General features: G+C 73.0%; 14 protein-coding genes. 5 read left to right on the forward strand and 9 right to left on the reverse strand.

Annotation, left to right across the window (positions count from 1 at the left end; translation table 11 throughout):
• The first annotated feature begins 29 nt into the window (after positions 1–29).
• Positions 30–863, forward strand: a complete 834-nt coding sequence (locus P2H44_RS04075) for an enoyl-CoA hydratase/isomerase family protein (protein ID WP_275762161.1) — start codon at positions 30–32, stop codon at positions 861–863.
• A 58-nt stretch (positions 864–921) separates the two neighbouring features.
• On the opposite strand, the gene P2H44_RS04080 is transcribed toward P2H44_RS04075, so the two are convergent.
• From P2H44_RS04080 to P2H44_RS04110, 7 genes are all read right to left on the reverse strand, one after another.
• Positions 922–1,575 (reverse strand): TetR/AcrR family transcriptional regulator, encoded by a 654-nt coding sequence (locus P2H44_RS04080; RefSeq protein WP_275762162.1) that lies wholly within the window; start codon positions 1,573–1,575, stop codon positions 922–924.
• Between the two features lie 124 nt (positions 1,576–1,699).
• Entirely contained in the window at positions 1,700–1,915 is a 216-nt protein-coding gene (locus P2H44_RS04085) for an acyl-CoA carboxylase biotin carboxyl carrier protein subunit (RefSeq protein ID WP_275762163.1), read from the reverse strand.
• A gap of 19 nt (positions 1,916–1,934) precedes the next feature.
• Entirely contained in the window at positions 1,935–3,482 is a 1,548-nt protein-coding gene (locus P2H44_RS04090; protein WP_275762164.1) for an acyl-CoA carboxylase subunit beta, read from the reverse strand.
• Positions 3,483–3,566: 84 nt separating this feature from the next.
• The gene (locus P2H44_RS04095) at positions 3,567–5,177 is read right to left on the reverse strand and encodes an AMP-binding protein (protein ID WP_275762165.1); all 1,611 of its coding nucleotides are present in this window, start codon (positions 5,175–5,177) and stop codon (positions 3,567–3,569) included.
• 22 nt (positions 5,178–5,199) lie between these two features.
• A complete protein-coding gene (locus P2H44_RS04100; RefSeq protein WP_275762166.1) occupies positions 5,200–6,750 on the reverse strand; it encodes an ABC transporter substrate-binding protein in 1,551 nt (516 codons plus the stop codon).
• Positions 6,751–6,846: 96 nt separating this feature from the next.
• Positions 6,847–8,445, reverse strand: a complete 1,599-nt coding sequence (locus tag P2H44_RS04105) for an acyl-CoA carboxylase subunit beta (RefSeq protein ID WP_275762167.1) — start codon at positions 8,443–8,445, stop codon at positions 6,847–6,849.
• 348 nt (positions 8,446–8,793) lie between these two features.
• Positions 8,794–10,017: a serine hydrolase domain-containing protein gene (locus P2H44_RS04110; protein ID WP_275762168.1), complete on the reverse strand. Its 1,224-nt coding sequence runs from the start codon at positions 10,015–10,017 to the stop codon at positions 8,794–8,796.
• Positions 10,018–10,213: 196 nt separating this feature from the next.
• Here P2H44_RS04110 and P2H44_RS04115 point away from each other — a divergent pair, with 196 nt between their 5' ends.
• The 3 genes from P2H44_RS04115 (at position 10,214) to P2H44_RS04125 (ending at position 12,358) form a co-directional block, all read left to right on the forward strand.
• On the forward strand, positions 10,214–11,368 hold the full coding sequence (locus P2H44_RS04115; protein WP_275762169.1) for an amidase: 1,155 nt from the start codon (positions 10,214–10,216) through the stop codon (positions 11,366–11,368).
• Positions 11,365–11,769, forward strand: a complete 405-nt coding sequence (locus tag P2H44_RS04120; RefSeq protein ID WP_275762170.1) for an AtzH-like domain-containing protein — start codon at positions 11,365–11,367, stop codon at positions 11,767–11,769. Before P2H44_RS04115 ends, P2H44_RS04120 begins: the two co-directional genes overlap by 4 nt.
• Positions 11,770–11,893: 124 nt before the next feature.
• Positions 11,894–12,358 (forward strand): MAPEG family protein, encoded by a 465-nt coding sequence (locus tag P2H44_RS04125; RefSeq protein ID WP_275762171.1) that lies wholly within the window; start codon positions 11,894–11,896, stop codon positions 12,356–12,358.
• Positions 12,359–12,365: 7 nt separating this feature from the next.
• On the opposite strand, the gene P2H44_RS04130 is transcribed toward P2H44_RS04125, so the two are convergent.
• Positions 12,366–13,259 carry a DUF2189 domain-containing protein gene (locus P2H44_RS04130; protein ID WP_275762172.1) on the reverse strand — a complete coding sequence of 298 codons (894 nt, stop codon included), beginning with the start codon at positions 13,257–13,259 and terminating at the stop codon, positions 12,366–12,368.
• A 191-nt stretch (positions 13,260–13,450) separates the two neighbouring features.
• Entirely contained in the window at positions 13,451–14,137 is a 687-nt protein-coding gene (locus tag P2H44_RS04135) for a DUF2270 domain-containing protein (RefSeq protein ID WP_275762173.1), read from the reverse strand.
• 182 nt (positions 14,138–14,319) lie between these two features.
• On the opposite strand from P2H44_RS04135, the gene P2H44_RS04140 reads away from it, so the two are divergent.
• Positions 14,320–15,165 carry a hypothetical protein gene (locus P2H44_RS04140; RefSeq protein WP_275762174.1) on the forward strand — a complete coding sequence of 282 codons (846 nt, stop codon included), beginning with the start codon at positions 14,320–14,322 and terminating at the stop codon, positions 15,163–15,165.
• Positions 15,166–15,172: the final 7 nt, after the last annotated feature.

Here is a 15,172-nt window from a genome sequence, read left to right on the forward strand (position 1 = left end):
GAGCAACCGGCCCGATCCGAGGAAACGCCATGGCCCAGACCTACGAACACCTCTCCGTCGAGCGGAGCGGGCGCGTCGCGACCGTCACCATTTCCAATCCGCCGATCAACCTCATCACGCTGGCGCTGATGGCGGAGCTGGACGCGCTCTCGAAGGAGCTCGCCGCCGATCCGGACCTGCTGGTGGTGGTGCTGCGCAGCGCGGACCCGGAGTTCTTCCTCGCCCATTTCGACGTCGCCGCGATCCTCGAGCGGCCGACCGCGGGGCCCGCGCGCCGCGTCTCCCAGACCAAGCCGTTCCACGTGATCTGCGAGCGGTTCCGGCACATGGACAAGGCCACCATCGCCCAGATCGAGGGGCGCGTGGGCGGCGGGGGCGCCGAGCTCGCGGCCGCCTGCGACATGCGCTTCGGGGTGCGCGGGCGCACGAAGATCAACCAGATGGAGGTGCCGCTGGGCATCCTGCCGGGCGGTGGCGGCACCCAGCGCCTGCCCCGGATGATCGGGCGCGGCCGGGCGCTGGAGCTGATCCTGTCGGGCGACGACCTCGACGCCGCGACGGCCGAGCGCTGGGGCTGGCTGAACCGCCTCTACGAGGCCGAGGAGATCGGCCCGGCGGTGGACCGGCTGGCCGCGCGCATCGCCTCCTTCCCGCCGGACGCGGTGCGGCTGGCGAAGGAGAGCGTGGACGCCGCCCAGATGCCCCTGCTCGAAGGGCTCGCCGAGGAGGCCTACCTGTTCGAGCGGCTGCTGCGCACCGAGGGCGCGAAGACCAACATGGCGAAGTTCCTCGAGATCGGCGGCCAGACCCGCGAGGGGGAGCTGCGCATGGGCGAGCTCGCCGCGGAGCTGGGCCAGGACTGAGGCCCCCCGCCCGGCCCCGCCCGGCCCTGCGCGGGTCGGGCGGCGCTCGGGCCGCGCGTCAGCCGGCGGTCGGCGGCAGGGGCGCGCCGCTGGACAGCGAGCGGCGGGTGAACTCGGCGTAGTGGTCCGAGAGCCATCCCGCCCCGTGCTCCCCCCACAACGCGGTCAGGCGGGGCAGCATCAGGGGGGCGCTGACGATCCAGCTGACCGCGGCGCTGGCGTCCTCGACCTCGATGCTGCCGTCCTCGACCCCCGCCTTCACCAGCCGGATCAGCCGGCGGCCGAAGCGGCGCTGGCGGGCGCGCACCTCGTCGAGGTCGTCGGGATGAAGCGAGGTCAGGTCGGTCAGCACCGCGCAGGCGCCGAGGTCCGAGGTGATCCCCTGCACGTAGAGCCGTGTGAAGGAGACCACGCGCTCCAGCGCCGATCCCGCCTCCGCTTCCGCCTGCTCCAGCGCGGTCTCGGCGAGCTCGAAGCCGATCTCCACGCAGCTGCGCAGCACGTGGTTCTTGTCGCGGAAGTAGTAGTAGAAGACCGTCTTGGTGATCCCCAGGCGCGCCGCCACCTCGTCGAGCGAGACGTTGTGATAGCCGCGGTCGTTGAAGGCCTGGGCGGCCTCGCGCAGGATCAGGCGCCGCTTCTCGGCGTGCTGCTCCTCGGGCGCGGCGAACTTGCCGTTCCACTTGGCGCGCGGTTTGGCGGTTCGGCTCATCGTCGTCGCCCTTCGCGGGGGCCGCATCCTCCGCAAGGGCGGTCGGCGGACAGGTGGGGTCGAGAGCTACCGGGCGGGGGGCGGCGTGTCCAGTTCGGCGCCCCGCCGCCCGGCGGCGGCAGGCTCAGGCGGGGTCCATCAGGGCCACGACCTGGCCTTCCTCCACCAGGTCGTCGACGGCCACCTTCAGCTCGCGCAGGCGGCCGGCGCGGGGGGCGGCGACGGCGATCTCCATCTTCATCGACTCGAGCACCACGATCGGGTCGTCCTCGGCCAGCGCCTGGCCGGGGGTCGCGGCGATCTCGAGCACGCGGCCGGCGATCTCGCTTTTCGCTTCCATGGGGCGGGTCCTTCCGGGGTCAGAGGCTGGTGGGCCAGGTCGACAGGCGATGGGCGCCGATCTCGCCCGTGGGGCGGCGGCGCATGATCGCGAGCATCCGCGAGAGCCAGGCCCGCGTCTCTCCGGGCCGGATCACGGCGTGGGCGGCGAACATGCCCGCGAGCTCCCACGGCGAGTTCGACACCACCATGTCCTGCATCAGCGCGCCGTAGTCCTCGCCGTCGCCCGGCCGGCGGTTGTGCACGACCGAGACGGCGACCGCGGGATCGACGAAGCCGACCTCGCCCGTCGTCATCACCGCCAGCGCGTCGGCGATCCCGCCGCCCATGTTGAGATAGGCCTGCCCGTAGCTCTTGCGCACCACGACCGCGAGCTTGGGGACGGTGGCGAGCGTCACCGCGCGGATGTTGTTCATGATCTCGCCCGCCACCCCGGCGCGCTCGGCCTCCAGCCCCACCAGGAAGCCCGGCGTGTCGGCGAGCAGGATCAGGGGGATGTTGAAGCTGTCGCAGAGCACCGTGAACTCGGTCATCTTGCGGCAGGAGGGGCCGTCGATCGCGCCGCCCTTGCGCATCGGGTTCGAGGCGACCAGCCCCACCACCTGGCCGTCGATCCGCGCCAGCGCGGTCTCCAGCGTGCGCCCGAAGCGGGGCCGGAAGGACATGACCGAGCCGTCGTCGGCCAGCAGCTCCACCAGCTTGCGCCCGTCATAGATCTTCTGGCGCTGGGGCGGGATCAGCGCCTCGACCGCCTCGGGCGCGCCGCCGGGGCGGGACTCGGCGCGCGGCGGCGCCTCGGCGGCGTTGGAGGGGAGGTAGGACAGGAAGCGGCGCAGGGCCGCGATCGCCTCCTCGTCGGTGTCGGTCACCAGGTCGACCTGGCCGGTGGTCTCGGCATGAAGGTCCGATCCGCCCAGCTCCTGGGGCGTCACCTCCTGGCTCATCGCGACCGAGGTGACCTTGGGGCTGGAGACGGAGAAGGTCGCGTCCTTCCGCATCACCGCGAAATCCGACATCACCGCGTACCAGGTGCCCATGCCGTAGCAGGGGCCGAGCACGGCGGAGACCCAGGGCGTGTCCCGCTCGCGCGACATCGACGACAGCTGGCCGATCCGCCCCATCCCCACCGCGCCCTGGATGTCGGGCATCCGGGCGCCGGCGCTCTCGATCAGGAAGGCGCAGGGGATGCCGGCGGCGGAGGCGCGCTTCTTGAGGAAGTCGAGCTTGCGGATGTTGGTGACGGAGGACGAGGCGCCCAGCACCGTGAGGTCGAAGGAGGCGACGGCGACCTCGCGCCCCTCGACCTGGCCGAAGCCGGTGACGATGCCTTCGGCGGCGGTGCGGTGGCGGTCCTCCTCCCGCGCCGACCAGGCGAATTCGCCGATCTCGAGGAAGGTGCCGGGATCGCAGAGCAGGTCGATCCGCTCGCGCGCGTTGAGGATGCCCGCCTCGCGGCGCGCGGCGAGCTTCGCCTCGCCCCCCATGGCGTGGACCTGGGCGCGGCGGGCCTCGAACTCCTCGGCGGAGACGGCGAAGGAGGGGGGGCGCGGGCGGGCGTCGTCTTTCATGGAGCCTCCGGTCGCCCGGAGGGCCGGGCGGGGACTGCGGATGGGATGGGGGCCGGCCCGCGGTCGCGCGCGGGCCGGACGGGGTCAGGAGCCGGTGGGTACCAGCTTCTCGCGCTTGAGGACGATGCCGGCCTTCTCCCGGTCCCACGTGTCGGGGGTGACGCCCTCGGCCCGCAGCAGGTGCTTCTGCACCTTTTCGGTGGGCGTGCGCGGCAGATCGCCGACGATGCGGAAGAAGCGCGGGACCATGAAATGCGCGAGGCGCGGGCGCAGGAACTCGACCAGCTCCGGCAGGTCGATGGTCCGGCCGGGGGCTGCGCTCATCACCGCCATCACCTCGTCCTCGGAATGCTCCGAGGGGACGGCGACCACGGCGCAGTCGCGCACGGCGGGGTGGGCGGCGACCTCCTTCTCCACCTCGAAGGAGGAGATGTTCTCGCCCCGCCTTCGGATCGCGTCCTTCATGCGGTCGACGAAGTAGAAGTTGCCGTCGGCGTCCATGCGGAAGCCGTCGCCGGTGTGGAACCAGCCGTTGCGCCAGGCCTTCGCGGTGGCCTCGGGGTTCTTGTGATAGCCGCCGTTCAGCGCGAAGGGCATGTCGGCGCGCACGATCAGCTCGCCGATCTCGCCGGGGGGCAGCTCGCAGTCGTTCTCGTCGACCACGCGGCATTCCACCCCCGGACGCGGCCGGCCCGCCGTGCCCCGCGCGGCGGGCGCGGGGCCCACGAAGAGGGGCGAGGACGTCTCGGTCATGTTGAAGGAGGTGTAGACCTCCACCCCGAAGCGCTCGGTGAACTCGGCGTGCTGGTCCGAGAGCGGGATCATCGAGACGCGGCGCAGCGGGTGGTCGCGGTCGCCGGGGCCCGGCGGCTCCTTCAGCAGGAACGGGGTCATCGCGCCCAGCAGGATGGTGTGCTGGACCCCGAAGCGGCGCACCACGTCCCAGAACTCGGAGGTGCGGAAGCTCTCGACCAGCGCGAAGGAGCCGCCGCGCATCAGCGTGGCCCAGATCGGCCCCGCGCCCCCGACATGGAACATCGGCAGGTTCACCAGGCCCCGCTGCTCCATGCGGGTGGTGTCGTTGGGAATGAAGGTCGCCCACATCTGAAGCTGGGAGATCAGCACCCCCTTCGACGGCCCCGTGGTGCCCGAGGTGTAGATGATCGAGAAGGCGTCCCAGGGCTCGATCGGCCGCTCGGGCTCCGGCAGCGCGTCCGCGTCGCCGTCGAGCGCGGCGGCCGGCAGCAGGGTCAGCCCCGGGACCGGGGCCGCCTCGCCGCCCAGCACGACCACCTCGCGCAGCTCGGCCACGTTCGCGCCGGCGAGGCGTTCGACCAGCGGCGCCTGGGCGATCATCAGGCGCGCGCCGGCGTTGTCGATCACATGCTCCATCAACCCGCCGCGGTAGCCGGTGTTGATGGGCACGTAGACCGCGCCCAGGTAGTTCAGCGCCAGCATCACCCGCAGGCAGTCCTTGCCGTTGGGCAGCCAGACCAGCACGAAGTCGCCCTGCCCCACGCCCAGCCGGCTCAACCCCTCGGCGCAGCCCCGCACCTTCCGGCGCAGGGCTTCGTAGGTCCATTCCTCGCCGTCGTCGAAGACGGCGAAGACCTTGTCGGGCTGGCCGGCCGCGTGGCGGTCGATCACCTCGCGGATCACGCAGTCCTCGCGCGGCGGCATCCTGGGGTCCAGCATCGCGGTTCCTCCTGCCATCGCCTCAGCTCGTCGCCGGGGCGACATGCTCGTAGCGGGGCCGCCCGAGCAGGTTGGGCCGCCAGCCGGTGAAGCGGTCGGAGACGCCGACGATGTAGACCTCGAACAGGAGCGGCACGAACACCGCCTGCTCCAGCGCGATGCGCTGCACCTGGCTCAGCGCCTGCTTGCGCGCCTCCTGCGTGGTCCCCACGCGGGAGGCGGCGATGGCGTCGTCCATGCCCGGGATCGCCTGGCGCCCGCCGTTGTAGGAGCTGTCCTTGCCGAAGATGATGTTGGGCACCATCGAGGGGTCGGGCCGCGCGGTGATCGCGGCGAAGAAGCTGTTCACCGACTTCTCGAAGAAGAACTTCTGCGAGCCTTCGGCGACGGTCGTGGTGGTCACCTTCGCCTTGATCCCCACCTTGTCCCACATCGACATCAGCACCTCGCGCCGCTGGATCGCGGCCTGGTCCTGGTAGGCGACGGCGGTGAACTCGACCTCGCTGACGCCGGTCTCCTTGATCAGGGCGCGGGCGCGGTCGGGATCGTAGGCGAGGATGTCCTCGAGCCCCTCGTCATGGGCCCAGTAGGCCTTGGGGTAGAGCGTGGTCGAGGGCTCCCCCAGCCCGCCCATCGCGGCCTTCACGAAGGTCTCGCGGTCGATGGCGAGGTTCATCGCCCGCCGCACCCGGACGTCGTCGAAGGGGGGCTTCGAGAAGTCCATGTAGATCATGTGGAGGTAGAGCGAGGGCTCGGCGTAGACCGTCACGTCGGGCGCGCGGTCGAGCAGGACCTTCTGCACCGGGGGCACGGTCACCACGACGTCGTTCTGCCCCGCCATGACCGAGCGCACGCCCGTCGTCACCTCGGGGATGATCGACATGGTCATGCGGTCGACCTTGGGCAGGCCCTCCTCCCAGAAGTCCTCGAACCGCTCGTAGGCGACGACCTGCATGTCCTGCCATTCGACGTACTTGAACGCGCCCGCCCCCACGGGCCTGCGGTCGACCGAGCCGCCGTTGGCCTCGACCGCGGTGGGCGAGACGACCATGCCCGCGCGGTCCGTCAGGATCAGCGGCAGGGAGCGGTCGGCCGCGGCGAGCTTCAGCGTCACCGTGGTCGCGTCCGTCGCCTCGACCTCGACGACCGAGGAGAGGTCGACCTTGATGTTGGAGGTCTCGGCCGAGCGGGCGCGGTCGAGATGCGCCTTCACCGCGGCCGCGTCCAGCGGCGTGCCGTCGTGGAAGGTCAGCCCCTCGCGCAGCTCCAGCACCAGGGTCAGGTCGTCGGGATAGGACCAGGCCTTGGCGAGGCCGGGGATCGGCTCCAGCGTCTCGGGCTTCCAGCGCACGAGCGTGTCGTAGAGCGGGTAGAGGAACTGGTGGTCGCCGCCGCTGCGCCCGGTCACGGGATCGAGCGTCGAGGGGTTCACGTTGGCCGCGACCCGCAGCTCCGTCCCCTCCTGGGCGTGCGCGCCGCGCAGGCCTGCGGTCATCGCCAGCCCCCCGGCCGCGAGGCCGGCGGCCAGCAGGTGGCGGCGGTGGATTTCAAGCGCCTTGCCGTCGAGCTTCATCTTCTCTCTCCTCCCCGGGGCCGGCTTTTCGCGTCCGGTTTCCCCTTGTTTCCAACCGGCCGCAGGGCCGGTCGGCGATGCGCGGACCCGCGGCTCTCAGATCGGCGAGATGTCGCGATGCTTGGGCGGGCGGGCGCGGCCCTGCCGGCGCGAGGCGAGACGCGAGAGCGCCTCGACCAGCACCGGGCGGGTGTCGCGCGGGTCGATCAGGTCGTCGACGCCGAAGCCCTCGGCGGCCTCCAGCGGGCCGACGCGCGCGCGGAAGCCGGCGATCAGCTCGGCGCGGCGGGCGTCGGGGTCGGGGGCGGCGGCGATCTCGCGCCCGTAGGCCACTTCGGTGGCGCCCTCGATCGACATCGCGCAGATCTCGGCGCCGGGCCAGGCGACGGTCAGGTCGGCGCCGAAGCTACGCCCGCCGTTCATGGCGATGAAGCCGAGCCCGTAGCCCTTGCGCAGCACCACCGACAGGCGCGGCACGGTGGCCTTGCCGAGTTCATGGATGATGCGGGCCGAGCGGCGCACCAGCGCCGAGCGCTCGGCCGGGCTGCCCACCAGGAAGCCGGGGATGTCGACGAAGAACACCAGCGGCAGGCCGAAGGCGTCGCAGAGCGCGATGAAATGCGCGGTCTTCTCGCAGGCCGGCGCGTCGAGCGTGCCGGCGAGGTGCAGGGGCTGGTTCGCCACGATCCCCACCGGCCGCCCGCCCAGCCGCGCGAGCGTGGTGACCACGTTGCGCGCGTAGCCGGGCTTCAGCTCGAAGAGGCTGCCCTGGTCGGCCACCGCCGCCAGCACCTTGCGCACGTCGTAGGCGCGGCGCGTGTTGGCGGGGACCAGATCCAGCAGCGCCTCCTCCCGCCGGTCGGCGGGGTCGTCGCAGGGCAGGACCGGCGCGGGCTCGCCTGCGTTCGAGGGGAAGTAGGACAGGAACCGGCGGATCGCGTCGAGGGCCGCGGCGTCGTCCTCGACCGCGAGGTCGGCGATGCCGTTGCGGTCGGCCTGGGTCGCGGCGCCGCCCAGCGTCTCCTTGTCGACGTCCTCGCCGGTGGCGGCCTTCACCAGAGCGGGCCCGGCGATGCCCATGGTGGCGCCCTTCACCATCACCACGAAATCCGCCAGCGCCGACATGTTGGAGGGCCCTGCGAAGCCCGAGCCCATCATCGCCGCGCAGATCGGCGCCCAGCCCGAGAGGTCCACGAGCTGCTGGAAGTTGGTGGAGACGGCGGCGAAGTGGCGGCTGTCGAGCCCCTCCTGGATCCGGTGGCCGCCGCCGTCGAGCAGGGAGACGTAGGGGATGCCGTGATCGAGCGAGAGCTGGGTCTGGCGCAGGGTCTTCCGCGCCCCCGCCTCGCCGCTGGAGCCGCCCATCACCGAGAAGTCGTTGGCCACGATCGAGACGGGCCGGCCGTCGATGCGCCCCGTGCCCACCACCACGCCGTCGCCCGGCGCGTCCGGCTGGTCGCGGGGGCGCACGAGGCCGCCGGCCTCGACGAAGCTGCCCGCGTCGGCCAGCGCCGCCACCCGCTCGCGCGCCGTCATCTTGCCGCGGGCGCGCTGGCGGGCCAGCGCCTCGGCCCGCGCCTCGTCGCCGACGGCGCGGTGGGCGGCCTGCATCGTCGCGAGGCGGGCGCGCAGGTCGTCGCCCTGCCCGGCCGGCGCCGCGGGACGGGCGCACGGATCGAGGGCGGCGTCGGTCATGCCGGGGCCCCGTCGGAGCAAGGGGCGCGCGCGGCTGGAACGGCGCGCGGGGCGCGCTGCGATGGCGTCATGTCGGTTCCTCCCGGCGGCGCCCTTTCGCGGGCGCTCTGCACGTCGCCGACAGGTTTTATACGCCGGCGTAAGTTTTGTGACGCCAATGTATCGAGCCGCCTTCGGCTGTCAATCCGCTTCGCGTCCGGCGCGAGAGAAACTGCTCCGCCCGGCGGCGCCGGCCCCCTGCGGACCGCGGACGGGAGGGGGCCGCCCAAACGAAAACGGCCGGCGTCGCGATGGGCGACGCCGGCCGGGGATTCGCAAGGGAGGGAGGGCGGCGGCGCGCCCCGCGGCTCAGGGAGCGACGAGGGCGGCGTAGGTCAGCGCCCGCATCTCCTTGCGCAGCGGCCAGGTCGAGGAGGGGACGAGCTGGGTGAGGAAGATCGTGGTCATCTCGCGCTTCGGATCCACCCAGAACACGGTCGAGGCCATGCCGCCCCAGCCGTAGTCCCCCACGTTCCCAGCGGTCTTCGCCAGCCCCGGGTCCAGCGTCACCGACACGCCCAGCCCGAAGCCGATGCCGTCGTAGGAGACCTCGGAGAACACCGGTTGGCCGTTCGCCGCCAGGTCCCCGCGCAGGGCGTTGGTGGTCATCAGGTCCACGGTCGTGGGCGCCAGCAGGCGCACGTCGCCCAGCGCGCCGCGCCCGCGCAGCATCTCGGCGAAGCGCAGGTAGTCGTCGATGGTCGAGACCAGCCCGCCCCCGCCCGAGGCCTGCCGCACGCCCCCCTCGGCATAGGCGGTCTCCGCCCCGCGCTCGAGCAGCTTCATGTCCAGCTCGGGGGTCTTCACGTAGCAGCTCGCCATGCGGTCGAGCCTGTCCTTCGGCACGGCGAAGAAGGTGTCGTCCATGCCCAGCGGCTCGAAGATCCGCTCGCGGAAGAACTGCGCGAGGGGGACGCCGGAGACGACCTCCACCACCCGGCCCAGCACGTCGGTCGACACGCCGTAGTTCCAGCGCGCGCCGGGATCAAAGTTCAGCGGCAGCTCGGCGAGACGGCGCACGGTCGTCTCCAGCGCCTCCTCCTTGGCGGAGAAGTCGAGCTTGCGGTCGCGCATCGCCTCGGCCACCGGCCCCTCGTTGAAGCCGTAGGTGAGGCCGGAGGTGTGGGTCAGCAGGTGGTGGACGGTCAGGCGCGCGGCCGGGGCCTGCACCTCGTCCAGCGCCGTGGCGCCGGGGGCGAGGACGCGCACGTCCCGGAACTCGGGCAGGATCTCGTCGAGCGGCGTGTCGAGATGAACCTTCGCCTCCTCGAACAGCATCAGGAAGGCGACCGAGGTGACGGGCTTAGTCATCGAGTAGATGCGCACCAGCGTGTCGCGGGTCCAGGGGACGCCGCCCTCGACGTCGCGCAGCCCGGCGAGGGCGTGGTGCACGACGCGGCCGCGGCGCGCGATCAGCACCTGGGCGCCCGGCAGGCGGCCGCTGTCGACCCAACCCTGCATCCATGGCTGGAACCGCGCCAGCCGCGCCGGATCGAAGCCCAGCGTCTGCGGGTCGCTCGCCTGGTCGAACATCGTGCTCTCCTCCCCTTCCTTGCCCGGTCCCGGGGCCGCGGGGCGACTCGCGGGCCGGCGCGCCGACCGTGCGGGATCGGCGCGCGCTCCGCAATCGGCGGGCGCGCGCCCATGCGGCAGGAGCGCCGTTGCCCTCGCCCCGGCTTCGGGGGAGGGTGGGCCGGACGACGGGACGAAGGGGGGACGAGGGGCGACGATGAGCAAATGTTTCGTGGAGCGGTTCGAGCTGGCCGGCGCGGCGGAGGGGCCGCTCGCCGGGCTGAGCTTCGCGGCCAAGGACCTGTTCGACGTGGCGGGGCGCGTCACCGGCGCCGGCAATCCCGACTGGGCCGCCAGCCACCCGCCCGCCGAGGCGAACGCCGCCGCGATCCAGCGCCTGCTCGACGCCGGCGCGCGGCTGGTGGGCAAGACCATCACCGACGAGATCTCTCTGGGCCTGCTGGGGATCAACGCCTTCGACGGCACGCCCCTCAACCCGCGCGCGCCGGACCGGGTGCCGGGGGGCTCCTCCTCCGGCTCCGCCTCCGCCGTGGCGCAGGGGCTGTGCGACGCGGCGCTGGGGACCGACACCGGCGGCAGCGTGCGGGTGCCGTCGAGCTTCTGCGGCCTCTTCGGGATGCGGCCCACCCATGGGCGGGTCCCGACGGCCGGGATGCTGCCCCAGGCGCCGGGCTCGGACACCGCGGGCTGGTTCGCGCGCGAGGGCGAGGTCTTCGCGCGCGTCGGCGCCGTGCTGATCGACGAGGCGCCCGCGGCGCCGCCCGCCTCCCTGACCGTCGCCGCCGACGCCTTCGCCTTCGCGGGTCCGGGCGTGGCCGAGGCGCTGGCCCCGGCGCTCGCGCGGCTGGAGGCGATGACGGCGCCCGGGCGGGAGGATCTGCTGGCCCCGCCGGGCTTCGCGACCTGGGCGAAGGCGCAGCGCACGCTGCAGCTCGCCGAGGCCTGGGCGACCTTCGGGCCCTGGGTCGAGGCGCAGGTGCCGCGCTTCTCCTACCTGGTGGCGCGCACGCTGATGGCGGGGGCGGCGACGCCGGCCGCCGACCTGCCCCCCGCGCGCCTGGTGCGCGACGAGGCGCGGGGGCGGCTGGCGCATCTGACCCGCGGGGGCGGCTGCATCGCCCTGCCCGCCACCCCGGACCCCGCGCCGCCGCGCGACCTGCCGCTGGCGGAGATGGACCGGGCGCGGGACCGCATCAACGCGATCTGCGCCCTGGGCGGGCTGACCGGCCATCCGGTCCTGGTCCTGCCCGCGGGCGAGGTGGAGGGCGCGCCGGTGGGGCTCGCCGTGATCGGGGCGCGGGGGGCGGACGCCTCGCTGCTCGCGCTCGCCAGGGACTGGGAGACCGCATGACCGACCGAACGCCGAACATCCCCGAGGTGGTCGAGGAGATCCGCGAGCTGTTCGAGCGCTACGAGACGGCGCTGGAGACCAAGGACGTGGACGTGCTGGACGCCACCTTCTGGCGCTCTCCCCACACGATCCGCTACGCGCTGCACGAGAACGGCTACGGATTCGACGAGATCCACGCCCACCGCGTCCGCCGCCCCCCGGGGCCCGGCATCAAGGAGAAGCGGATCCGGCTCGAGATCCTGACGCTCGGCCGCGACTTCGCCACCACGAACCTGGAGTTCAAGGTGCGCGGCAAGGACCTGATCGGCCGCCAGAGCCAGACTTTCGTGCGCTTCGACGACGTCGGCTGGAAGGTGGTGGCGGCCCATGTCTCGACGGTGAACGCCGAGCCGCTGTGGTGAGCGGCCCCCGCGGGCGCGGCCGCCGGGCGGCGTCCGCGGGGCGGCTCATGTCCGCGCTGGGCATCGGCGGCGGGGCGGCGTAGGCTCCGGCTTCTCCTGGGACAGCTTGCCGTCGGGATGCGTCATGGACCTGCTCAGCCTCGAGAACCCCGTCTTCGTCGTCTACGTCGTCGCCGCCGCGCTGACGGTGCTCAAGGTCATGGGCCAGGGCTGGATGACGGTGCACCGGATGGTCAAGACCAACGCGGGGCTGGTCAGTCCCGAAGATCTGCTGCCCGGGCCGCTGAACAAGGCCCCCGACCCGAGCCAGCTCGCGGTGGACGAATACGTCGACCGCTCGCGCCGGATGCATCGCAACGACCTCGAGAACATCCCCGCCTTCTGGGCGGCGGGGCTCTTGTTCGTGGCGGTCGATCCTCCGCTGTGGCTGGCGCAGGGGCTGATGGGGGGCTTCGTCCTGGCGCGGGCGGCGCATTTCTGGGCCTACGCGACGAAGCGGCGGCACGAGGTGCGGGCGACCTTCTACACGATCGGCTCCCTGATCGTGATCTACATGGCCGTCCACGCCCTGTGGGTCGCGCTGGGCTGAGGCGCCCTCAGCCCTTCAGCGTCGGCCCCGCCTCGTCCACCACCGCCCGGCGGTAGAGCCGCCAGGTCGCGTGGCCCAGCACCGGCAGCACCGCGATCAGGCCGATCATCAGCGTGGCGAAGCCGAGCGCGAGGCCCACGGCCACGATCAGCCCCCAGGTCGCCACCACCCGCGGATTGCGCTGCGTGACGCGCAGCGAGGTGACCACCGCCGTCGGCAGCCCCACCGAGCGGTCGAGCAGCATCGGGAAGGACACCACGCTGACCGCCAGCGCCAGCGCGGCGAAGACGAAGCCCACCCCGCAGCCCAGCACGATCATCGCCCAGCCGCCGGGCGTGGTCAGGACCTGCTGGGCGAAGACGAGGGCCGAGTCCGGCGTCTCGGGCCCCATGGTCAGCGCGTGGATCGTGCGGGCGGCGACCAGCCACACGAAGAACAGCCCCAGCAGCGCCAGCCCCAGCGCCAGGATCGCGCCGAAGGACGGGGCGCGGATCACGCCGAAGGCGGTCGCCCAGCCGACGCGGGCGCCGGCCTCGCGCCTGCGGCTCATCTCGTAGACGCCCACGGCCGCCACCGGGCCCAGCAGGGCGAAGCCGGCCATCATCGGGAAGATCAGCGGGATCAGCCCGTTGCCGAAGGCGAACCAGGCCATGACGAAGCCCAGCACGGGCCACAGAACGCACAACGCCGCCACGTCGGTGCGGCAGGCGCGGAAATCCGCGTAGCCCATGCGCAGCGCGTCGCGCAGGTCGTCCTGCGTGAGGGTGCGGATGCGGTAGTGCCGCGCCTCGTCGAGGCTGCCGCGGCCGCCGACGGTCGATATCGCGTCGCCCAGGTGATGGGACACCTCGACCGAGGTCTCCACCGCCCACTGGGCCGGGTTCCGGATGGTCTGCGTCATGGACGCCTCCCTGCGCTCGAGCCTGCGGGGCGCGGTCGTGAGGGGGGCGTCCGGGAGCCGGTGGGGCGAGACGCCGTGAGTCGACCGTCGCCACGCCCCCACTCTAGCGCAAAATGTCGCAGGCGCTCGCGGAATATCTGCGCCCCCGCTTCACGATCCGGGGACCGCGGAGCGCGCGGCGGGCGGTCCGGTCAGCCCATCGAGGTGTCGCCCGTCGAGTGGCGCCGCTTGGCGGGATCGAGCCGCCAGGTGATCGCGCAGGCCGAGACCCAGGCGGCGACGTAGACCACGCCGCCGAAGATCATCACCTCGCCCGGCACCGGCCCCACCGCGGCGCGCGCCCAGATGTCGGCCAGCGCCGTGGGCGGCTCGGGATGGACCACGATCTTGCCGGCGTAGGCGGCCGACTGGATCAGCAGGATCCAGATGTAGTTGCGCCGCATCCGCCGACCCACCGCGATCCACAGCGCCACGTGGTAGCGCGGGCGCCAGTAGTCGTTGGCCAGCACCTCCTGCCAGCCGGTCTCGGTGTGCAGGTCGCCCTCGTGCAGCATCGGGGCGTAGAAATGCGTCTCCATCCACCGCGCCCGGGCCCGCCAGACGTTGAAGTAGCGGTAGCGCCGCGCTTCGAGCATCAGGAAGAACAGGACCAGCACCCCCACCAGCACCAGCGGCAGGGGCGAGGCCTGGGTGGAGGAGAAAGTGATCGACAGCGCCACCCCCAGCGTCACCACCGACCAGTTGGTGGTGGTGTCGAGCCGGGTACGCCAGACGGTCGAGCGGTAGACCTCCCCGCGGTAGAGATGCGCGAGCGCGCCGATCTCGGCGGCGCTGAAGGCGCGGGTCGGGCCTTCCTCGGGCCCCTTCGTGCCGGACATGGCGACTCCCCCCTTGGCCGTTTCGTCTCGTTTTTCCGCAGCCTACACGAAATGCCGGGCCGCCGCCCGCCCTGCCTCGCGGGGATCGGGCTCGGCCGCGGAAAACGGAGCAGATCCACGACGAACTGGAATTCTTCGGAGGTCCGCTGTAGTTTGTTAACCAATTCCGGGGAGGCGCACGCATGATGCGCGCTGCATGTCTGCTGGCCGCAGGGCTGGCGTGGGGCCTGATGGTCGGCTCGTCTTCGGCGTTCGCGGGGGAGGCGCCGGCGATGGACCTGATCGTGCTGGACCCTGCCGTCTCCGGCCGTCCCGCGACCGCGGCGGCCGACGTGGCCGACCCTGCCCTGCGGGCCTTCGTCGAGGCGCTGAGCGAACGGCTGGCCCGGCGGCTCGAGGCGCGCGGCGCGCGGCCCGGCGCCTCCCGGCTGACCGTGCTTCGCATCCCCCTCGTCACCTCCGGCGACGCCCCCTTCCCCCTGCCGCCCGCGCCGGCCGAGGCCGGGGAGGCCGACTGCCGCGCGGTCTCGCCCTGGGCGGAGGCCGCGGTGCGCCGCGACGGCTCCGGCCCGGCGGTGGAGCTGTTCGCGACGTGGAACGAACGGCGGATCCTGCGCGACCAGGCCGAGGCCGCCGCGATGGATGCGGGCGCCGCGCCCCTGCCGCCCGCGCCCGAGCCCCTGCTTCCGCTGAGCCGCACCGCCTTCGCGGACCTCGCCGACGCCTATGCGCGCGAGGTCCTGATGGGCGAGGCCCCCGCCGCCGGCGACCCGCCGCTGGCCGAGCGCCTGCCCCCCGACCTCGCCTGGCTGTTCGAGCGCGCGCCGCAATCCACGCGCGGCCCGTTCGACCTGGGCGCGGAAGCCGACCTGGCGGAGCGCCTGCCGCGTTTCGCCGACGACTACGCCGCGCTGATCGACGCCCTGGTCGACCGCTGTCTCGCCCCCGGCGGGACCGGCGGCCGGTTCGACGGCCTGCGCGACGCAAGGGCCCTTGCGGGCCCGGAGTTCGCGACCCCCGACCGGTAGCCGGGCG

The organism is Albimonas marina, from assembly GCF_029223255.1.
Lineage (GTDB): Bacteria > Pseudomonadota > Alphaproteobacteria > Rhodobacterales > Rhodobacteraceae > Albimonas.